Here is an 18,570-nt window from a genome sequence, read left to right as displayed (position 1 = left end):
ATGCCTGGCGGAAGGACTGAGACCGGCGGCCCGCACCCATCGGGTGCGGGCCGTTCCGATCGGGCGACGCTGCATCACGTGCGAGGGGCCGTCCAGCGTCCCGCGCTCCGGACCACTTCCCGCAGCGCGGGGCGCTGCGTCAGCGGAAGTGCAGCGTCTTCAACGGATCGACGAGCGTCCCGCCCTGGCGGACCTCGACGTGCACGTGCGGGCCGGTGGACTGGCCGGTGTTCCCGGACTTCGCGATCTCCGAGCCGGTCGACACGATCTGCCCCTGCTTCACCTCGATCTTGCTGAGGTGGGCGGTGAGGACCGTCGTCATCCCGTAGGTCACGACGACGTAGTTGCCGTACGAGGGGTTGTTCGCGACCGTGCTCGTGACCTTCCCGGCGCCCGAGGCGTACACGGGCGTGCCGGTGCCGACCGCCGCGTCGGTGCCCTGGTGGTAGCGCGGCACGTGTCCGGCTCCGCGGTCGTCGTTGTACTTGCCGCTGATCTTCGTGCTCTTCACCGGCCACAGCAGCCCGGTGACCTTGCGCGTGGACCACACCCGGGTGTCGGTCTTGCCGTAGAGCACGACGTTGGCGTCGACCTGCACGAGGAGCTGCCCCGCTCCGGCGCGGCTGGTGTTCGACGCCCAGAGCGGCTTCTGGTCGGTGCCGTAGACCACCAGGTTGCCGTCGGTCTGCACCGCAGCCCAGGCGCCGGGGTGGCCACCGGTCCGCGAGGACCAGACGACCGCGCCGTTCACGGTCTGCACGAGGTTCCCGTCGCCCTGCATCGTGAGCCGGCGGGCGTTGGAGGCATCCGAGCGCAGCACCGTGCCCGAGGCGATGACCGACCCGGCGGCGACCTGGTCCTGGAACGTCGCGGCCTGCCAGACGATCCCGCCCGCGGTGTCGAGCGAGGTGATCGCGCCGTCGGCACCGAGCTGCAGCTGCTTCCCGACCCGTCCGGCGACACCCCACCGGGCGATCAGCTTGCCGTTCTGCACGATGGTGATGCGGCCGTCGGGGTTGACGACGGCGCTGGAGCCCGGCGCCCTCGTGGTGCTGGAGGCCCAGAGCACCTTGCGGCCGATGCCGTACTCGACGAGGTTGCCGTCGCCCTGCATGACCAGCTGGAACTGGCCGTTCCGCGAGGTGATCGAGTCCCCCGGGTGCAGCCAGGTGCCGGCCTTGGCCGGACCGACGATGGTGGTGGCGCTGGCGGGCGCGGCGAAGACGATGCTGCCGGTGACGGCGACGACGACGGCCGCCAGGACGGCCGTGAGCCGTGTGGTGATGGTGTTGCGCACGAAGAGAGGTCCCCTGCTCGGTGTGGTCCCGCCGGTCGCGGGCGCCCCGACCCCCTGGCCGGGACGTTCGGCGACCCGCCCTGTCCGGGCCGCCGAACGATGGTCACTGTTTCTGTGAGCGATCACAACCCCTTGCCGGGTCGGCGCGGAACCCCAGTTCCGGGGGCATGCGGGACAGGATGGACCCATGTCGACCCCGAATCCCGCCTTCGTCCCACCGACCGCACACGCCACACGGCCCGATCTCCGCGGCACCTTCGGCATGGCCGCGTCGACGCACTGGATCGCTACGGCGACGGCACAGTCGGTGCTCGAGCGGGGCGGCAACGCCTTCGACGCAGCTGCAGCGGGGGCGTTCGTGCTGCACGTCGTCGAGCCGCACCTGAACGGTCCCGGCGGCGACCTCACCGCGGTGTTCGCGACCGCGGCGGACCCGACGCCGACGGTCCTGGTGGGCCAGGGGCCGGCCCCCGCGGGCGCGACCCCGGAGCACTACCGGGCCGAGGGACTCGAGCTCGTCCCCGGCTCCGGCGCACTGGCGGCCGCGGTCCCCGGAGCGGTCGACGCGTGGCTGCTGCTGCTGCGCGACCACGGCACGTGGGAACTCGCCGACGTGCTCGCACCGGCCGTCGGCTACGCCCGCGACGGGCACCCGGTCGCACCGGCGGTGGTCCGCACGATCACGACCGTGCGGGGACTCTTCGAGGAGCACTGGCCCACGTCCGCCACGCAGTGGCTGCCTGGAGGCACGGTGCCGGTCCCCGGGGACCTGGTGCGCAACGAGGCGCTCGCCTCGGTGTACGACCGGCTCGTGGCCGCCGGTGACGGCGCCGACAGCCGGTCCGCCCGGATCGACGCGGCACGGACCGAGTGGGCGGAGGGGTTCGTCGCGGAGGCCGTCGACCGCTTCGTCCGCGAACCGCACCGGCACTCGTCCGGCACCGACCACGCGGGCGTGATCCGCGCGTCCGACCTGGCAGCGTTCCGGGCGTCGTACGAGCCGGCCACGACGGCGGAGTTCCGCGGGTGCACGATCGCGAAGACCGGGGCGTGGGGCCAGGGTCCGGCGCTCCTGCAGACGCTCCGACTGCTCGAACCGCTCGACGACGCCCTGCTCGACCCGTCGACCGAGCTCGGCGTGCACACGATCACCGAGGCGCAGAAGCTCGCGCTGGCCGATCGCGAGGCGTTCTACGGCGACGGCGCGGTCCCGCTCGACGTGCTGCTCTCCGACGCCTACACCGACGAGCGTCGGGCGCTGATCGGCGACCGGGCGTCCGCCGAGCTCCGACCGGGCACCGTCGTCGGTGTCGCGCACACGCTGCCGCCGGTCCGCACCCCGGAGGAGGCCGTGCGGCTCGGGACCGCCGGCGCGCAGGGCGTCGGCGAGCCGACCGTGCGGGTCACACCGGTCGAGGACCGTGGCGAACCGGTCGAGGACCGCGGCGAGCTGGTAGAGGACCGCGGCGAGCCGTTCGTCGCTCCGGACGGCGAGACCCGCGGCGACACGGTCCACATCGACGTCGTGGACCGCTGGGGCAACATCGTCAGCGCGACCCCGTCCGGCGGCTGGCTGCAGTCGTCCCCGACGATCCCGGAGCTCGGGTTCTGCCTCGGCACCCGGCTGCAGATGACCTGGCTCGAGGAGGGCACCGCCTCGACGCTCCGCCCCGGCGAACGCCCGCGCACGACCCTGACGCCCACGCTCGTGCTGCGTGACGGCGCCCCCGTCCTGGCGCTCGGTTCACCGGGCGGTGACCAGCAGGACCAGTGGCAGCTGCTGTTCCTGCTGCGCTGGATCGTCGGCGGGTACTCCCCGCAGCAGGCGATCGACGCCCCGGCGATGCACACGACGTCGTTCCCGGGGTCGTTCTGGCCGCGCACGTGGGAGCCCGCGGGACTCGTGGTCGAGGACCGGCTCGGTGACGAGGTCATCGCCGGACTCGAGGCCCGCGGGCACGTGGTCACCCGCGCGGGCGACTGGGCGCTCGGTCGACTGACGTGCGTGACCCGTGACCCGGCGTCCGGGGTGCTCGGTGCGGCGGCGAACCCCCGCGGGGCGCAGGGCTACGCGGCCGGGCGCTGACCCCGGCCGCGGGCCGCCCGGACCCAGCGCACGAGGTTCACGATCGGGTAGGCGAGGGCCAGCCCGGCGAGCACGAGCAGGGCGAGCCCGCCGACCCAGCTGCCGGTCGACGCGTCGACGTTGGCGTTCTGCCACAGCGGCACGGAACGCACGATCGCGTTGATGCCGACGGCGGTCAGCACGAGCGACGCGACGATCCGCCACACGAGTCCGGCGCGGCTGACGGGCCCGGCGTCGGACGCTGCGGCGCCGGCGGTCGGGGCGTCGTAGGGGATTCCCATCGTGTAGCCGCCGTCGGCGCCGTCGCCCGAGTTGCGGGGACGCGCGACCGCTTCGGTGTACTCCGGAGCGCGGTACGGCAGCTTCGGCTGGTACAGGTCCTGCTGGTTCACCTGGTTGGACTCGCGTGCGTCGACCATGGTCCGCTCCCCACCCGGCACGCCCCTCGCGCCGTGTCGCCACGATACCCGAGGAGCGACCGGACGGCGGAGACCGTTACCGGATCGTCAGACGGCGGCGGACGGCACGACCACCGCACGACCCGAGAGCTCGCCGGCCTCGAGCTTCCGGTACGCCTCGAGCGCGTCGTCCAGGGCGTACCGCTCGACGTCCGGCTCGATCTGTCCGGCGCGGTACATGGCGACGACCTCGTGCAGGTCCTCGATGGTGCCCCAGTAGGTGTTCGTGATCGTCGACTCGTACGGCGTCGAGAAGAAGTTCCACTCGGTGGTGCCGCCGGCGATCCCGACGACGGTGCAGCGTCCACCGATGGCCATCGACGCCTGGGCGGTCGTGATCGTCGGGGTGGCGCCCACGAAGTCGAACGCGGCGTCGACGCCACGGCCGCCGGTGATCGCACGGATGGCGGCGACCTGGTCGGGACCCGCCGGCACGGTGATCGCGCCACGGGCGGCGGCGCGGTCCATGGCGTCCTGCTTCACGTCGGTCGCGATGACGGTGGCACCGGTGAGGGCGGTGAGGATCTGCACGGCGATCTGCCCGAGTCCGCCGAGCCCGACGACGAGGGCGTACCGGCCGCCGCCCGCCAGGTTCGGCAGCGAGTTCTTGATCGCGTGGTACGGCGTGAGAGCGGCGTCGCTGAGCGGTGCGGCGGCGATCGGGTCGGCGTCGCCGAGGGGCACCAGGTTGCGGGCCGGGACGGTGACGTACTCGGCCATGCCGCCGTCACGCCCGAGGCCGATGCCCGCGTACGGGTTGGTGGCGGCGTTCTCGCAGTAGGTGTCCTGCCCCTTGGAGCAGTACGAGCAGTGCCCGCATCCGACGGGGCCGTAGACGAGGTAGGCGTCGCCCTCCGTGAAGCCGGAGACGCCGTCGCCGACCGCCTCGACCCAGCCGGAGTTCTCGTGCCCGAGGACGAACGCGGGGGCCTGCGCGCCCGGCTGGCCCTCCTGGAACTCGCGGTAGACGGCGACGTCCGAGTGGCAGGCACCGGCACCGGCGACCTTGAGCAGCACCTCCCCCGGGCCCGGAGTGGGCTTCGGGACCTCCGCCAGGGACGGGAAGGTCTGGTACTGCTCGAACACGACGGCGCGCATGGTGGGTCTCCTTTGAACGCCTCCTACGCTACACCTGTCGCCTAAACCGGCGGAGGGGATCCTGCGTCTTCGCCGTGAGCCGGTTGCGAGAACGGTCGTTCTCCGCTTGACTCGGCTGCGACGGTCCCGTTCGGGACCACTCCCCACACGAAAGGAGCGGCCATGCCCACGCGCACCGCACGCACCGCCTGGAACGGCGGCCTGAACGACGGCTCCGGCCAGGTCGAACTCTCCAGCTCCAAGGTCGGCACGTACGACGTGTCGTTCCCGAAGCGCGCCGCCGAGGACGCCGACGGCACCACCAGCCCCGAGGAGCTCATCGCCGCAGCGCACTCCGCCTGCTACGCGATGCAGTTCTCCGCCGTCCTCGGTGAGGCCGGCGGCACCGTCGAGGCGCTCGACGTCAAGGCGGACGTCTCCCTCGGCCCGGACAGCGCGGGTGGGTTCAAGCTCACCGGCATCGTCCTCACCGTCAGCGGCGAGGTCACCGGCATCGACGAGGCCGCCTTCCTGAAGGCCGCCGAGGACGCCAAGGCGACCTGCCCGGTCAGCAAGGCACTCACCGGCGTGGACATCACGCTCCACGCGACGCTCGAGCAGTAGGCGAGCGACGCAGGCGTCGTCACCATGTGACGGACTGGAGGCGCGGGGCCGGCCGGCACCGCGCCTCCAGTCCGTCCACCGGTCACGTGGAGAACGCGACTGGCACCATGGCGGGATGGCCGAGCAGTCCCCCCACGGCGTCCCCAGACCCGGTCGCCCACCCCGGCCGCGCGTCCGCAACCTCGCGCAGCACGACATCCGCGACGCCCGCGCCCGGCTGCGCGGCACGCTCTACGAGCGGGTCACCCCGGACACCCGCCCGCGGGAGCAGTACTCGGCGGTGCAGATCGTCGACTTCTGCCTCGACCTGGCCGAGGTGATGCTGGCGTCCGGCGCCGACACCCGCAGCGTCGAGACCGCCGTCGTCGCCGTGTCGACGAAGTGGAACCTCGCCCCGCTCGACCTCGACTTCTCCGGCAGTTCGGTCACCATCCAGTACGCGCCCGCCGACGCCCCGCCGTTGGTGAAGGTCCGCACCGTCCAGTCCGACGGCTCCGACCTGGACCGACTCGCGCGGGCGAACCAGATCGTCGACGACCTCGTGCACGACGAGCGCGACATGACCTCGGCGGTGAACGCGCTGGTCGCCGTCCTGCGCCTCCCGCCGCGGTGGCCACGGTGGCTCGCCGACGTCGGTCTCTCGATCCTCGGCATCTCGATCGCGATGCAGGCCGGTGGCGGCTGGCGAGCGGGACTCGGCGCCTTCGTCCTGATGCTCGGCATCATCGTGTCCGGCCGGTGGCTGACCGGCCGGGGCTTCCCGCAGTTCTTCGTGTCCGGGGCGCAGGGTGCCGTCGCGTCGGCGCTCGGCACCCTGGCGATCTGGGCCGGCGTCCTCCACCCGGCCGGCGCCGCGACGATGGTGGGTGCCCTCGTGGTGCTGCTGCTCCCGCACCCGTCGCTCGTCACCTGGGCGCAGGACGCGATCTCCGGGTTCCGCGCGATGGCGGTCGCCCGGGCGTTCTACATCGGACTGATCATCGCCGCGATCGTCGTCGGTGTCCCCGCCGGCATCGCGGTGACGAAGGGGTTGCACATCGAGGTCGACCCCTCCGGCATCGTGCTGCAGACCCTGCCCCTGTGGGCCGCCCTGCTGCTCACCGTGGTCTCCGCGGCGGCGAACTGCTTCGTGCAGCAGGCCAGCGCCCGCGTGATCCCGGTCGCCGTGGTGTTCTCCGTCCTCTCCGGCGCCGCACTCCGGGTCCTGCGGGAACTCGGGATGCCGCTGCTCGGTGCGACGTTCCTCGCCGCCGTGCTCCTCGGGGTCCTGTCCACGATCGCTGCGGCGCGGATGCGGACGGCCGTGGCGGCGATCGCCGTGCCGGCCTTCTGCGGAGCGCTGCTGCCCGGCGTCGCGGTCTCGAACGCGCTGCTGAACTTCATGTCCGGGTCGTCGAGCGCCGCCCTGGACTTCGTCGCGGCGGTGTCCGTGGCGCTGGCGATCGGTGCCGGACTCGTGCTCGGCGGCCTGTTCGCCACCCCCGGTGCACGACGGGCCCTGCGCCGTGCACGGAAGGTCGTGGTGCACTCGGTCCACAACGACACGACGGCACTGCGGGTGATCCGCGACTCCGGCTACGACCCGGGCGACGGCTCGGTGCCGCGCGGCCCACGGCCACGCTGACCGCGGTTCAGATCTCCCAGCCGCCGTCGCTCCAGGTGGACAGACGACGAGCAGCCTGGGGCTCGTAGCGTTCCATCCACCCGCGCTCGAGCCGGGCCACCGCGCGGTCGAAGGCCGGCACGAGGTCGAGGTCCGAGCGCAGGAGCGCCTGCAGCTGCAGCCCCTCGTACAGTGCGATCAACTGCTCCGCACCGCGCCGGGGGTCCATCGTGTGCGGCGCACGGCCCACGGCGATGTCGTGCTCGAGCCCGCGCTTGATCTGGGCGTAGAAGAGCTGGTACCGCGACCGGAGGTACGTCGCCATCGGGTGCTGCGGGTTCCCCGCGACCGAGAGCAGCGCGACCAGGAGCCGCATGAGCGCGGGGTCCTCGGCGTTCGACGCGACGATGGCCCGCAGGAGCTGGACGGTCGAGCCGTCGCCGACCTCGCGGGTGACCTCGTCCATCCGGCTGCCGTTCCACCGGTCGACCGCGGCGAGCACGAGCCCGTCCCACGACGGGAAGTGCTGCCGGAGCTCGTCGACGGAGATGCCGATCCGGTCGGCCACCTTCGCCGCGTCGGCTTCGTGGAACGGGATGTCCCGCAGCAGGTCGACGGTCGCACCCACGATCGTGATGCGCAGGTGCAGGGTGGCGGCCGCGGCGGCTGCCGCCTGCGTGTCCGCGCTGGTGTGTTCGAGCATCGTGCCCTCCGTCGTCCCCGGACGTCATGTCCGTGTCACCCCGCTTCGGGGCAAGTCCATCCAAACGGAGATCGGGGGACACCAGAATCCCCGGTCCGGGTGTCGGCATGTCGGGGGACAAGCGAATGGTTCGCAGCACAATCGCGGCGTTCCGTGTGACGATGCCGCCATGACCCCGAACGACCCCACCGCGCAGGGACTGGCGACCATGGCCTCGGCCGGCTTCGAGTTCGGCGGCGATCCCGAGCAGGTCGCGCACGACGTCCGGACGATGTGGGAGCAGCTCGGACGCCCGGTCGGCGCCTTCGAGGCCGCAGCCCGGGCCGTCGCCGTCCTGCCGCAGCGGCCGGAGGTGCCGATCGCCGACCAGGCCAGGCGTCGGGCGTTCGAGCGGGCGATCGGCATCAACCCGGTGGAGGTCGAGCTCGCGGCGGCGCTGTCCGCGCGGGAGCTCCTCGAGCGGATGGCCCGTTCGGTCACCTGCTGACGCGCGGCATCCGACCCCGGCGCCGCTCCCACAGACGACGAGACACCGCCGGGGTCCGGCGGTGTCTCGTCGTCGCAGCGGTCGCCCGCGAGCGGGTGCTACGGGGTCGGCATGCCACCGTCGACGTGCAGGGTCTCCCCGACGACGTACGACGACTCGCCGCTCGCCAGGAACACGTACGCGGGTGCGAGCTCGGCCGGCTGTCCCCACCGGCCGAGGTAGGTCTGCTCGCCGGCCGAGGGCAGGTCCTCCGGCTTCTGCCCACCGGCGGGCTGCAGCGGGGTCCAGATCGGGCCCGGAGCGACGGCGTTCACGCGGATGCCCTTCGGCGCCAGCTGCGCGGCGAGGCCCTTCGCCAGGTTGTTCACGGTCGACTTCGTCGCCGCGTAGTGCACCAGGTGCGGCGACGGTGCGTACGCCTGGATCGAGGTCGTGTTGATGATCGTCGACCCCGGCTGCAGGTGCGGCACCGCGGCCTTCGTGATGCGGAACGTCGCGTAGACGTTGGTCTTGAACGTCTCGTCGAACTCGTCGTCGGAGATGTCGACGATGGAGTCGACGTTCTGCTGCTTGCCCGCGTTGTTCACGAGGATGTCCAGCCCGCCGAGCTGCTCGACGGCGTCCGCGACGAGCTGCTCGCAGACCTGGAGCGAGGTGATGTCACCGGGCAGCGCGACGGCCTTGCGACCGGCTGCCTCGATGAGGGCGACGATGCGGTCCGCGTCCTCCTGCTCCTCGGGCAGGTAGGAGATCGCGACGTCGGCGCCCTCGCGGGCGTAGGCGATCGCGACCGCGGCACCGATCCCGGAGTCACCGCCGGTGACGAGCGCCTTGCGGCCCTCGAGTCGACCCGAGCCGCGGTAGGTGTCCTCGCCGTGGTCGGCGGGCACGTTCTGCGCCATCTCGGCGTCCGTGCCGGCGCCCGGCAGGTACTGCTCGTCGGGCTTCTTGTCGGCGTACATCGTGGTCGGGTCCTGCATGCTGTACTGGTCCGTCATGCCGCCGACGGTACGCAGGCGGTCACCGCCGCCCGTCCAGGCGCCTGTCCCCCGGTGCGCGCAGCGGCCAGCGTCCGCCGGTGCTCGCCTCCCCCGCCTCGTCGCGCTCACGTCGCGCCCCCGGACGGACATCGCGCCCCGCCGTGACGGGGCGCGATGTGCGCCACGGGGCGCGAACCGGGTGGGCGGTCAGGAAGACCCGCCTGGAGGCACGGCGCCGGCCCGGCAGGTCCCTCAGGCCGGGTGCGCGGCCAGGAACGCGTCCGTCTCCGCACGCGTGGGCGCGGTCGCCGGACCACGGCGCGAGACCGCGATCGCGGCGGCGGCGTTGGCCCGCCGGACCGCGTCGAGCAGGGTCGCGCCACGGGACAGCGCCGCGACGAGCACGCCGCCGTGCGCGTCCCCGGCACCGTTCGTGTCGACGGCCTCGACCGTGAACCCCGGCACGAGGACGGGCCCCTCGGGCAGCGAGGGGTCCGCCACCCAGCAGCCGGCCGCGCCGTCCCGCACCAGCACCGTGCCGGGCGCGACCGCGGCCATGGCGGCGACCGCCTGCCGGAGGTCGGCCGACCCCGGGGACATCAGCCGGGCCTCCCGGGCGTTCGTGGACACGACGTCCGCACGCGCCGCCACGGGCGCGACCACCTGCGGGTCGAGCGTGTCGACCAACGGCGACGGGTCGAACACCACCCGCACCGATGCCGGGACCGAGCCGATCCAGTCGGCGATCGCCCGGGCGTTCACGGGATGGGCGAGGCCGTAGCCGGAGACGAACAGCGTGTCGTCCTCGCGGAACGCCACGCGGGCGAGCTCGGCCGGACCGAGGCGTCCCTCGGCGCCGACGCTCGTCACGAACGTGCGCTCCGTCGAGGCGTCGACGAGTGCGACGCAGTAGCCGCTGTCCTGGTCCGGCAGTCCGGGCTGCAGGACCTCGACGGCGGCGTCCACGAGCGCCCGGCGGACGACGTCGCCGAAGGGGCCGGTGCCGTACTGGCCCGCGAAGACGACCTCGAGGCCGTCACGTCGAGCGGCGACCATCGTGTTGAGGCCGCCACCGGCCGTGATCTCGGACGACGACGCGATGACGTCACCGCCCGGGTCCGGCAACGCGCCGACGCGCATCACGATGTCGACGATGACGTTGCCGACGGAGACCAGACGCGGCATCAGGAGAGCTCCGTCGCGGGGAGCGGGGCCGATTCGTCGGCGGGCGCGTGCAGGGCACCCTGCGGGCCCCCGGTGAGCACGTAGACCGCGGCCGCGACGATGAACGTGACGATCCAGCCGAGGCCGTTCGCCCCGATCCAGGTGCCGGCGAACGTGCCGACGAACACCGGGTCCGCGTCGCCGACCTGCACGCTCGTGAACAGGAAGCCGACGACGATCGCGACGGCCCAGGCGATGACCGCCCGCCACGCGATGCCACCCGAGTACCAGTAGCGGCCGCCGGCGCGGAGGTCGAGCAGCGCCGCCGGGTCGTACCAGGTGCGGCGGACGATGTCGGCGATGAAGACGCCGAGCCACGCGGTGATCGGCACGGCGAGCACGGAGATGAACGTGATGAACGGTGCGTAGAAGCCGTCCGCGACGAGCATGAAGTACATCGCGCCGAGGAACGTGACGACCACGTCGACGGTGACCGCCCACACCCGGGGCACCTTGATGCCGAGGGTCAGCGTGGTGAGGCTCGCGGAGTACACCGACAGGTGGTTCGACAGCAGCAGCCCGCCGAACGCGGCGATCAGGTACGGCACGGCCATCCACCCGGGGAGCAGGTCGCGGATCGCGGCGACGGGGTCGCCCGCCTGCGCCAGGGTCGGGTCGCCGGCGGACACGAGCGCGCCGAGCCCGACGAGGACGACGAGCGGGATGCCGGCGCCGGCTGCGCTCGCACCGACGAGCTCGGCGGCCCGGACGCTCGTCTTCGAGTACCGGGCGATGTCCGCACCCGCGGTGGCCCATCCGATGCCGGTGCCGGCCGCGATCGTGCCGATGCCGATCGCCATCGCCGCGAACGGTCCTGCGGGAGCGCTGCCGACGACGTGCCAGTCGACGCGGACGACCAGGAACACGGCCACGAAGACGTTCAGCGCACCGAAGACCCAGGTCGCCCACTTCTGGACGGCGACGATGAACGCGTGACCGAGCCCGGAGATGAGCACCGTCGCGACGACGAACACCAGGATCGCGACGATCGTCAGCACCGGGTTGTGCTTCGCGTCGCCGTCCGTGCCGAACAGGATCGTGAAGAGCGACAGGAGCACGAAGGCCGCCGTCGTGGTGTTCACGGTCTCCCAGCCGAGGCGGGACAGCAGCGAGACCACCGTCGGCCCGATGTTGCCGCGGACGCCGAAGACCGCGCGGCTCAGGGTGAGGCCGGGTGCGCCGCCCCGACGACCGGCGATCGAGATCACCCCGACCACGGCGAAGGACCCGGCGGCACCGATCACGGCGACGAGCAGGGCCTGCCAGATGGTGAGGTGCTGGAACGCCACCAGGGTCGCGCCGAGGGGCAGCCCGAGGATGGAGATGTTGGCCGCGAACCACACCCAGAACAGCGCGCCGGCCTTCCCGGTGCGTTCGGCGGCGGGCACGGGTTCGATGCCGCGCTGCTCGATGCTGGTGAGGGTTCCCGAGCTCGGGGTGTCGGTCATGGTTCCTCTTACGTCGTCGGAAGGGTTCGTGGGGCCGGGCGGTGGCTCGTGGGGGGATGCCACCGACCGGGGCTAGTGGGCGCTGGTCGCGCCGGGGCTGGTCGGGTCGGCGCTGGTCGGGTCGGCGCTGGTCGCGCCGCGTGCGCGGAGCCGCAGCAGGGGGGCCACGACGTCGGCGAACCGGATGCCGTTGACGGACTCGACCTGCGCGACGGCGTCGGGCGACCACGCGGCCGCCCCGTGCACGGCGCCGAGCACGGCACCCGCCATCGCGGCGATCGTGTCGGTGTCGCCGCCGATGCTCGCGGCCGTGCAGAGGGTCTCCCACGGGTCGAGGTCGAGCGACACCAGGGCGAGCGCGGCCACCACGGACTCCTGGCTGGCGACGCTCGTGCCGATCACGCCGTCGATCGCGGCGGTGCGGTCCTCGGGTGCCACCGTCGGGAGCCACTCGCGGGCCCACGCGGTCCTCTCGGCGATCGAGGCACCGGCGACCCAGTGCCCGCGGCGTGCGCCGGAGCGGGCCGCGGCCACGGCGACGTCGAGCGCCTCGGCACGCGTGGCCCCGTCGATGCCGGCGCTCACCGCAGCCGCGATCGCGGATGCCCCGGCGATGCCGAGACCGGTGTCGTGGGTGACCCGGGAGGCGTCCTGCACGGCGTCGACGAGCCGGTCGAGGTCGTCCGCGGTCGTGGTGATCCCGACCGGGGTGATGCGCATCGCGGCTCCGTTGGTGGTGCCCGTCGAGCCGGCATCGGACGCGGGGACACCGTCCAGGATGCGCTGCACGGCCGTCTTCGTGCTCGGACCGAGGAGGTCGAGCGACCCCTTCTCCGCCATCCCCCGCTCCCACTCGATGAGCGCCTCGGCGAACCGGGTCGGGTCGAGTCGGCCGTCCCCCTCGACGAGGAGCCGGGCGACGAGCACGGCCTGCTCGGTGTCGTCGGTGATGCTCGCCGCGGGCATGCCGTGTGCGATGCGCTGCCGGGGTCCGGCGTCGACGAAGCCCGTGATGCGGCCGTGGTCCTCGCGGATCTGCTCCAGCGACATCGACTGCGTCGGCATCCCGAGGGCGTCGCCGATCGCGAGCCCCTGGAAGGCCGCGAGGGCGTGGTCGTGGGTCGTGCCGTCGGTCATCGTCATCGTCCTTGTCCGAAACGCATGTGGATGCGGAACCGCTCGGGGTCCAGCAGGCTGTCGACCACCTCGACGAAGGCGCCGTCCGCGGTGCGGGAGACGCGGCGGCTGTGCAGGAACGGCGTGCCGGTCGGGCGGTCGAGCACGGCGGCCTCGGCGTCGTCCAGGGGGCGGACGTCGATCCACTGCTCCGCCCGCGCCGGCACGAGTCCGGCGGCCTCGATCGTGGCGCTCAGCGAGCCGTCGACGAGCCCGTCCTCGACCGCGCGACCGAGGCGGCCGATGCGCGGCACCACGCTCCGCTCGTAGGACACGTGCGGGCCGTCCACGACGGAACGGACCCGGTCCACCGCGACGAGTTCGGGGTCCGCGTCGACCAGGCTCGCGAGCTCGGGGTCGACGATCCGCTCGATCCGGAGCGTGGCGGCGCGCACCTCGGTGCCGCTGCCCGCGATCGACCGGGCCCACCCGGCTCGGGGGTCGAGCGCGGCGCCGTCGAAGGTGACCACGGAGCCGATGCCACCGTGGGTCGCGATGTACTCGTCGTCGGCGAGGTCGGCCAGCGCCGCACGGACGGTGCCGCGGCTGACGGCGTAGCGCTCGGCGAGGTCGTGCTCGCCGGGGAGGCGCTCTCCGGGGACGTACCGGCCCGTCGCGATCGCGTCGCGGAGGGCGTCGGCGACGAAGCGTCGCTTCGATGAGACGGGCATGGAGCGATGGTACATGTACAAGACCTGTACAGTCCAGTGCCGTTGTTCCGGAAGGTCACGGTCCGGTCACCGCCAGGCTCCGATTCGGTAACACCCGTCGTCCAGACGGCTCGGACGTCGTACCGTCGAGTGGTGACCTTCCGGACCGTGCTCGCGCTGAGCGCTGCCGTGCTCGCCTTCTCGGCCGGCACGGTCGCCGCCGACGGCACCGCCGGGTTCGGCGCGACGCCGGCGTCCGCGTCCGAGATCGCGCCGGAGACGGCGACGTCCCACGACGACGCCACCCGGGTCACGACCTCCAAGCTCAAGCGCGTCGACTCGATCGAACTCGACGCCGAGTCCCTCGTGTTCCGCCGCGGCTCCAAGACCGTGGTCGAGGCCTCGATGCGCGACTCCCGCACGACCGTGAGCCTGCTGAACCGTCTGCTCGGTACGCCCTCCCGCACCCAGACGGCCGAGGGCGACGGCGGCGTCTGCTTCCCGGCCGGCACGACCTACACGTGGGGCGGCGCCGTCCGCGTCGCCGCGCTCACCACCCCCGCGGCCGCCGGCAACGCCGTCGAGATCCGGGTGCTGCGGGACGCGGTCCGCTCCCGGTTCGGTGGCGACGTCGAGCTGACCGGCCCCGACGGCGTGCAGATCGGCGACGACATCCACGACGCGATCGCGGACGCCCCGAAGTCCGAGCGGGTCTCGTTCGGGTCCGACGACGCCAAGGCGTGGCAACTCCTGCTCGAGGAGGGCTGGACGCCGGAGGACGACGACGAGTCCGACCAGGAGGGCACGAACGGCGTCTCGGCCCTGACCGACGACACCACCGTCACGGTGCTCGGCTCCCCGATGCCGGTGCACGCGCAGCGCAGCTGCTGACCACCGCTCCCCGGAGCTCCCGGGGTGCGCCTCAGATGCGGAGCGTCGCGACGACCGGGAAGTGGTCGCTCGCGAACCACGTCTCGGGTCCGTCGTGGTCGATCACGATGCGGTCCACACCGCTGATCCCACGCGTGAGCACCCAGTCGATCCGCTCGCCCGACGCGACCGGGGGCTCCCAGTCGTTGAACGTCGCGGTCCGGTCGTCCGGGTCCCCCGCGGCCGTCCAGGCGTCGGTGAAGCCCGCGTCCGCGAACACCGTCGACGCCGCACCCGCACCCGCGGGCTCGTTGCAGTCCCCGGCGACCACCACCGGTCCGGTCGCCGTGCTGAGCCGCTCCACGATGAGCGCCGCGCTCTTCGCCCGGACCTCGTCGCCGTGCGGGCCGACCTCGTGGTCGAGGTGCGTGGTGAGCAGGGTGAAGGCGTCGCCCTCGGCGTCGAGGAACCGCGCGTGGTTGGCGATCCGGGGGAACATGCTCGCCCAGGTGTTCGAGACGGGCTCGTCCGGGGTGTCCGACAGCCAGAAGGACCCCTCGTCGACCGGACGGAACCGACTGCGGCGGAAGAACACCGCGGCGTGCTCCCCGGCGGTGCCGCCCTCGCGACCCTGCCCGACGTCGCCGTGCTCGGGCAGCCCGGCACGGAGGTCGTCCATCTGGTGCGCGAACGCCTCCTGCACGCAGAGCAGGTCGGGGTCGTGCCGCCGGACCACCTCGAGGAGGACCGGGAGCCGAGCCGGCCAGTCGTGCGCCGGGTCGGGGTTCTTGATGTTGTAGGTCATCAGGGTGATCGGACGCGCTGCGTTGCTCACCCGTCGAACCTACCGACGCATCCCCGGACCGTGCTCAGCGCACCGCCGGGTCAGTTGATGCAGACGCCTTCCTTGCCGTAGCTCTTGACGTCGGTGGACGTCGGCTTCGGCTCGGACGAGGTCGACGCGGAGGGCTTCGAGCCCGCGTCCGTGGACGCACCGGCCGATCCGCCGTCGGCCGGGGTCGAGGCCTCCCCACCCGCGGCCGGCACCGGGGTGACGGTCTTGCCGTCGGTGCCGAGCACGAGGGTCACGCCGGTGACGGAGTTCGACCGCACCGCGACGGCGCCCGGCACGACCGCGGCGACGGCCTTGGCCCGCGCCTCCATGCCGGTGGGGTACTGGATCTGCGTGGTCTTGGTCGTCTCGGAGGACCCCGGTGCGCCGACCTGGAAGCCGCGGGCGGTGAGGACGCTGCCCGCCGCGCCGGCCGCGCCGGAGACCCCGCTGCCGTTCAGCACCGTGACGGCGACGTCGGCGGGCTGGGACGCCGTCGCCTTCGTGTACTCCTCGGGTTCGCCGACGAGGCCCTGCACGAAGGCCGGGATCCCGACCGTGTCGACCTCGACGATCGACAGGGCGGAGCCGTTGACGTAGATGGTCGGCGTGCCGAGGGTGGGGATCGTGGCGGACTGGATGTTGCCCGGCCTGAGGTTCCGCATCTGCGTCCCGAGGCTGACCAGGTCGGTGTCGGTCTGGATCGAACCGCCGACGGCGCCGAGGATGTTCCCCAACTTGAGCGGGTTGAGCAGCGTGCCGGCGGAAAGGACCTTGCGGGCCTCCTGCGACAGGAAGTACTGCTGCCGGACGTTCCGGTCGAGGTCGCCGTTCGGCAGGCCGTGCCGCTGTCGGACGAAGGAGAGCGCCTGCTTCGCGTCGAGCGTGGACTTGCCGGCGGGCAGGTCGACGCCGGAGTACGGGTCCTTCGCGGCCTGGTTGAGGCAGACCTCGACCGGCCCGAGCTCCTTGACGACCTGGTAGAAGCCGAGCAGCGAGACGCGCACGTAGTGGTCGATCGTCAGCCCGCTGAGCTGCTGGATCGTCCGGATGAGCAGCTTCGCGCCGCCGGTGTCGCCGCCGCCGTTCAGGGTCCCGTAGTAGAAGGCGCTGTTGAGCTTGCCCTTGCCGACACCGGGGATGTCGACGTAGGAGTCGCGGGGGAACGAGATCATCGTCGCCTGGGTGCCGTCGGCGTTGATGTGCAGGACGATCATCGTGTCGGTGTTGGTCGCGCCGCCGTCCGACTGGGTGCTCAGCTCCGCCATCTCCTCCGGCGTCGCGTTGTCCGGTCGGTGGTCGTCACCGACGAGCAGGATGTTCTGCGCCTGCCCGTCGACGTCGTCCTTGTCGGACGTGTTGCCGGAGATCGCGTCGATCTTGGTGACGCCGTTCGACAGGCGTCCGTAGGCGTAGGCGGCGTACGCGCCGCTCAGCACCAGCCCCATCGTGAGCACGCCGGCGACGGCGGGCAGCACGACGCCACCGCGCCGTTTCTGGCGGCCGTGGCGAGGCGGCGTGAAGCCGCGGCGGCCGGGACCGGTCGTCTGCTCGAGGTCGTTGCTCACCCGGAAACCATAACCGCCGTGCGTGGAGTGGACATGGAACGGCCCTGGAAGGTCGCCGCGATTCCGCCGCGCCGGACGGGCCTGGAGGCGCGGTGCCGGCTGGCACCGCGCCTCCCGGCCCCGGGGCGGTCGCGTCTACGACGCGAGCTCGGCCTTGTTCGTCTCGCGTGCGCGCAGGACGGTCACGCCGGTGATCGCGGCGGCAGCCATCACGTAGAACGCGGGAGCGAAGGTGTTGCCCGTCGCGGTGATGAGCCAGGTCGCGAAGTACGGTGTGATGCCACCGAAGAGCGCGACGCTGACGTTGTAGGCGATGCCCATCGAGCCGTAGCGGATCGCCGTCGGGAACAGTTCCGCCATCGCGGCGCTCACGGCACCGTCGAACGCCGCCATGAACAGCCCGAGCAGGATCATCGCCCCGGCCGCCGCCCAGAAGTTGCCGGCGTTCATGAGCATGAGCGTCGGGTAGGTGAGGACGAGGAAGCCACCGCAGCCCGCGAGCATCACGGGCTTCCGGCCGATTTTGTCCGACAGCAACCCGAAGAACGGCACGAGACCGGCGATCACGATGAAGCCGATCACGACGACGCCGTACGACACGAGCGGCGAGTACCCGAGGTCGGCCTGCAGGTACGACGGCATGAAGGTCTGCAGGATCCAGTGGCCGACCGCCTTGAGGACGACGAAGCCGACGCAGAACAGCAGTGCCTTCCAGCCGGTCCGGAGCGAGCGGCGGAGCGGCTTGTCGGCCAGCTCACCCTTCGCCTTGAGCGCCCGGAACTCCGGGGTGTCCTCGAGCTTCGACCGGAGGTACAGCCCGACGAGGCCGAGCGGCAGCGCGATGAGGAACAGGACGCGCCAGCCCCACGACTCGAGCGCACCGTCGCCGGCGAGCGCCGTGAAGAGGAACACCAGGCCACCGCCGACGATGAACGCGGCGAAGCCGAAGACGTCGATGAAGCTCGTGACGAAGCCGCGTCGGTTCGACGGGGCGAACTCGGCGAGCAGCGTGGTCGCTCCCGCGCCCTCACCACCGGCGGCGAAGCCCTGCACGAGCCGGACGACGACGAGCAGGATCGGCGCGAGCAGCCCGACGCTCTGGTACGTCGGCAGGATGCCCATCACCGCGGTGGCGCCGCTGGTGATGAGGATGACGGTCGCGAGCGTGGTCTTGCGGCCGACGCGGTCGCCGAGCGAACCCCAGAAGAGCCCGCCGAGCGGACGCATCACGAACCCGGCACCGAAGACGGCGAAGGCGGAGAGCAGTGCCACCTGCGGGTCGCCCTGCTTGAAGAAGTAGAGCGAGATGACGGTGGCCAGGGTGCCGTACAGGCCGAAGTCGAACCACTCGACGAAGTGTCCGACGCCGGCGGCGACGATCACCTTCCGCATGCTCTGGCGGCGGGCGTCGTCGCCCAGTGCTGCCCGGACGTCCGGACTCGTGGCGGCGTCGGCGCTCGTGCGCGTTCGGGTTCCGTCGCTCATGG

General features: G+C 72.5%; 17 protein-coding genes. 5 read left to right on the top strand and 12 right to left on the bottom strand.

Annotated features, from left to right (window positions below):
• Positions 1-139: 139 nt before the first annotated feature.
• Positions 140-1,297: a peptidoglycan DD-metalloendopeptidase family protein gene (locus tag ACRQ4B_RS04325; RefSeq protein ID WP_439693466.1), complete on the bottom strand. Its 1,158-nt coding sequence runs from the start codon at positions 1,295-1,297 to the stop codon at positions 140-142.
• 187 nt (positions 1,298-1,484) lie between these two features.
• Here ACRQ4B_RS04325 and ACRQ4B_RS04320 point away from each other — a divergent pair, with 187 nt between their 5' ends.
• Positions 1,485-3,383: a gamma-glutamyltransferase family protein gene (locus tag ACRQ4B_RS04320; protein WP_439693465.1), complete on the top strand. Its 1,899-nt coding sequence runs from the start codon at positions 1,485-1,487 to the stop codon at positions 3,381-3,383.
• Here the strand turns inward: ACRQ4B_RS04320 and ACRQ4B_RS04315 are convergent.
• Both ACRQ4B_RS04315 and ACRQ4B_RS04310 read right to left on the bottom strand, forming a co-directional pair.
• Positions 3,365-3,802, bottom strand: coding sequence for a hypothetical protein (locus ACRQ4B_RS04315; RefSeq protein WP_439693464.1), 438 nt, complete (start codon positions 3,800-3,802; stop codon positions 3,365-3,367). The genes ACRQ4B_RS04320 and ACRQ4B_RS04315 overlap by 19 nt on opposite strands.
• Before the next feature lie 87 nt (positions 3,803-3,889).
• Positions 3,890-4,939 (bottom strand): NAD(P)-dependent alcohol dehydrogenase, encoded by a 1,050-nt coding sequence (locus ACRQ4B_RS04310; protein ID WP_439693463.1) that lies wholly within the window; start codon positions 4,937-4,939, stop codon positions 3,890-3,892.
• A gap of 162 nt (positions 4,940-5,101) precedes the next feature.
• On the opposite strand from ACRQ4B_RS04310, the gene ACRQ4B_RS04305 reads away from it, so the two are divergent.
• On the top strand, positions 5,102-5,542 hold the full coding sequence (locus ACRQ4B_RS04305) for an OsmC family peroxiredoxin (RefSeq protein ID WP_439693462.1): 441 nt from the start codon (positions 5,102-5,104) through the stop codon (positions 5,540-5,542).
• 115 nt (positions 5,543-5,657) lie between these two features.
• On the top strand, positions 5,658-7,166 hold the full coding sequence (locus tag ACRQ4B_RS04300) for a threonine/serine ThrE exporter family protein (protein WP_439693461.1): 1,509 nt from the start codon (positions 5,658-5,660) through the stop codon (positions 7,164-7,166).
• A 7-nt stretch (positions 7,167-7,173) separates the two neighbouring features.
• Here the strand turns inward: ACRQ4B_RS04300 and ACRQ4B_RS04295 are convergent, their stop codons facing one another.
• Positions 7,174-7,848 carry a TetR/AcrR family transcriptional regulator gene (locus ACRQ4B_RS04295; protein WP_439693460.1) on the bottom strand — a complete coding sequence of 225 codons (675 nt, stop codon included), beginning with the start codon at positions 7,846-7,848 and terminating at the stop codon, positions 7,174-7,176.
• A gap of 169 nt (positions 7,849-8,017) precedes the next feature.
• On the opposite strand from ACRQ4B_RS04295, the gene ACRQ4B_RS04290 reads away from it, so the two are divergent.
• Positions 8,018-8,335: a hypothetical protein gene (locus ACRQ4B_RS04290; protein ID WP_439693459.1), complete on the top strand. Its 318-nt coding sequence runs from the start codon at positions 8,018-8,020 to the stop codon at positions 8,333-8,335.
• A 98-nt stretch (positions 8,336-8,433) separates the two neighbouring features.
• On the opposite strand, the gene ACRQ4B_RS04285 is transcribed toward ACRQ4B_RS04290, so the two are convergent.
• The 5 genes from ACRQ4B_RS04285 to ACRQ4B_RS04265 all read right to left on the bottom strand — a co-directional run bounded on the left by ACRQ4B_RS04285 (position 8,434) and on the right by ACRQ4B_RS04265 (position 13,834).
• Positions 8,434-9,333, bottom strand: coding sequence for an SDR family oxidoreductase (locus ACRQ4B_RS04285; protein ID WP_439693458.1), 900 nt, complete (start codon positions 9,331-9,333; stop codon positions 8,434-8,436).
• 234 nt (positions 9,334-9,567) lie between these two features.
• On the bottom strand, positions 9,568-10,500 hold the full coding sequence (locus tag ACRQ4B_RS04280; protein WP_439693457.1) for a PfkB family carbohydrate kinase: 933 nt from the start codon (positions 10,498-10,500) through the stop codon (positions 9,568-9,570).
• Positions 10,500-11,987 (bottom strand): purine-cytosine permease family protein, encoded by a 1,488-nt coding sequence (locus ACRQ4B_RS04275; RefSeq protein ID WP_439693456.1) that lies wholly within the window; start codon positions 11,985-11,987, stop codon positions 10,500-10,502. Before ACRQ4B_RS04275 ends, ACRQ4B_RS04280 begins: the two co-directional genes overlap by 1 nt.
• A 72-nt stretch (positions 11,988-12,059) precedes the next feature.
• On the bottom strand, positions 12,060-13,124 hold the full coding sequence (locus ACRQ4B_RS04270; RefSeq protein WP_439693455.1) for an ADP-ribosylglycohydrolase family protein: 1,065 nt from the start codon (positions 13,122-13,124) through the stop codon (positions 12,060-12,062).
• 2 nt (positions 13,125-13,126) lie between these two features.
• Positions 13,127-13,834, bottom strand: a complete 708-nt coding sequence (locus ACRQ4B_RS04265) for a GntR family transcriptional regulator (protein WP_439693454.1) — start codon at positions 13,832-13,834, stop codon at positions 13,127-13,129.
• Positions 13,835-13,966: 132 nt separating this feature from the next.
• Between ACRQ4B_RS04265 and ACRQ4B_RS04260 the strand changes: the two genes are divergently transcribed.
• The gene (locus tag ACRQ4B_RS04260) at positions 13,967-14,704 is read left to right on the top strand and encodes a hypothetical protein (protein WP_439693453.1); all 738 of its coding nucleotides are present in this window, start codon (positions 13,967-13,969) and stop codon (positions 14,702-14,704) included.
• 31 nt (positions 14,705-14,735) lie between these two features.
• On the opposite strand, the gene ACRQ4B_RS04255 is transcribed toward ACRQ4B_RS04260, so the two are convergent.
• From ACRQ4B_RS04255 to ACRQ4B_RS04245, 3 genes are all read right to left on the bottom strand, one after another.
• On the bottom strand, positions 14,736-15,518 hold the full coding sequence (locus tag ACRQ4B_RS04255; protein WP_439693452.1) for an endonuclease/exonuclease/phosphatase family protein: 783 nt from the start codon (positions 15,516-15,518) through the stop codon (positions 14,736-14,738).
• Between the two features lie 50 nt (positions 15,519-15,568).
• Complete coding sequence (locus tag ACRQ4B_RS04250) at positions 15,569-17,083, bottom strand: LCP family protein (protein ID WP_439693451.1); 1,515 nt, start codon at positions 17,081-17,083, stop codon at positions 15,569-15,571.
• A 135-nt stretch (positions 17,084-17,218) separates the two neighbouring features.
• Complete coding sequence (locus ACRQ4B_RS04245; protein ID WP_439693450.1) at positions 17,219-18,568, bottom strand: MFS transporter; 1,350 nt, start codon at positions 18,566-18,568, stop codon at positions 17,219-17,221.
• Positions 18,569-18,570 lie beyond the last annotated feature (2 nt).

The organism is Curtobacterium sp. SP.BCo (assembly GCF_051903265.1).
Classification (GTDB): Bacteria; Actinomycetota; Actinomycetes; order Actinomycetales; family Microbacteriaceae; genus Curtobacterium.
This window is presented reverse-complemented; position numbering and strand designations above follow the sequence as displayed.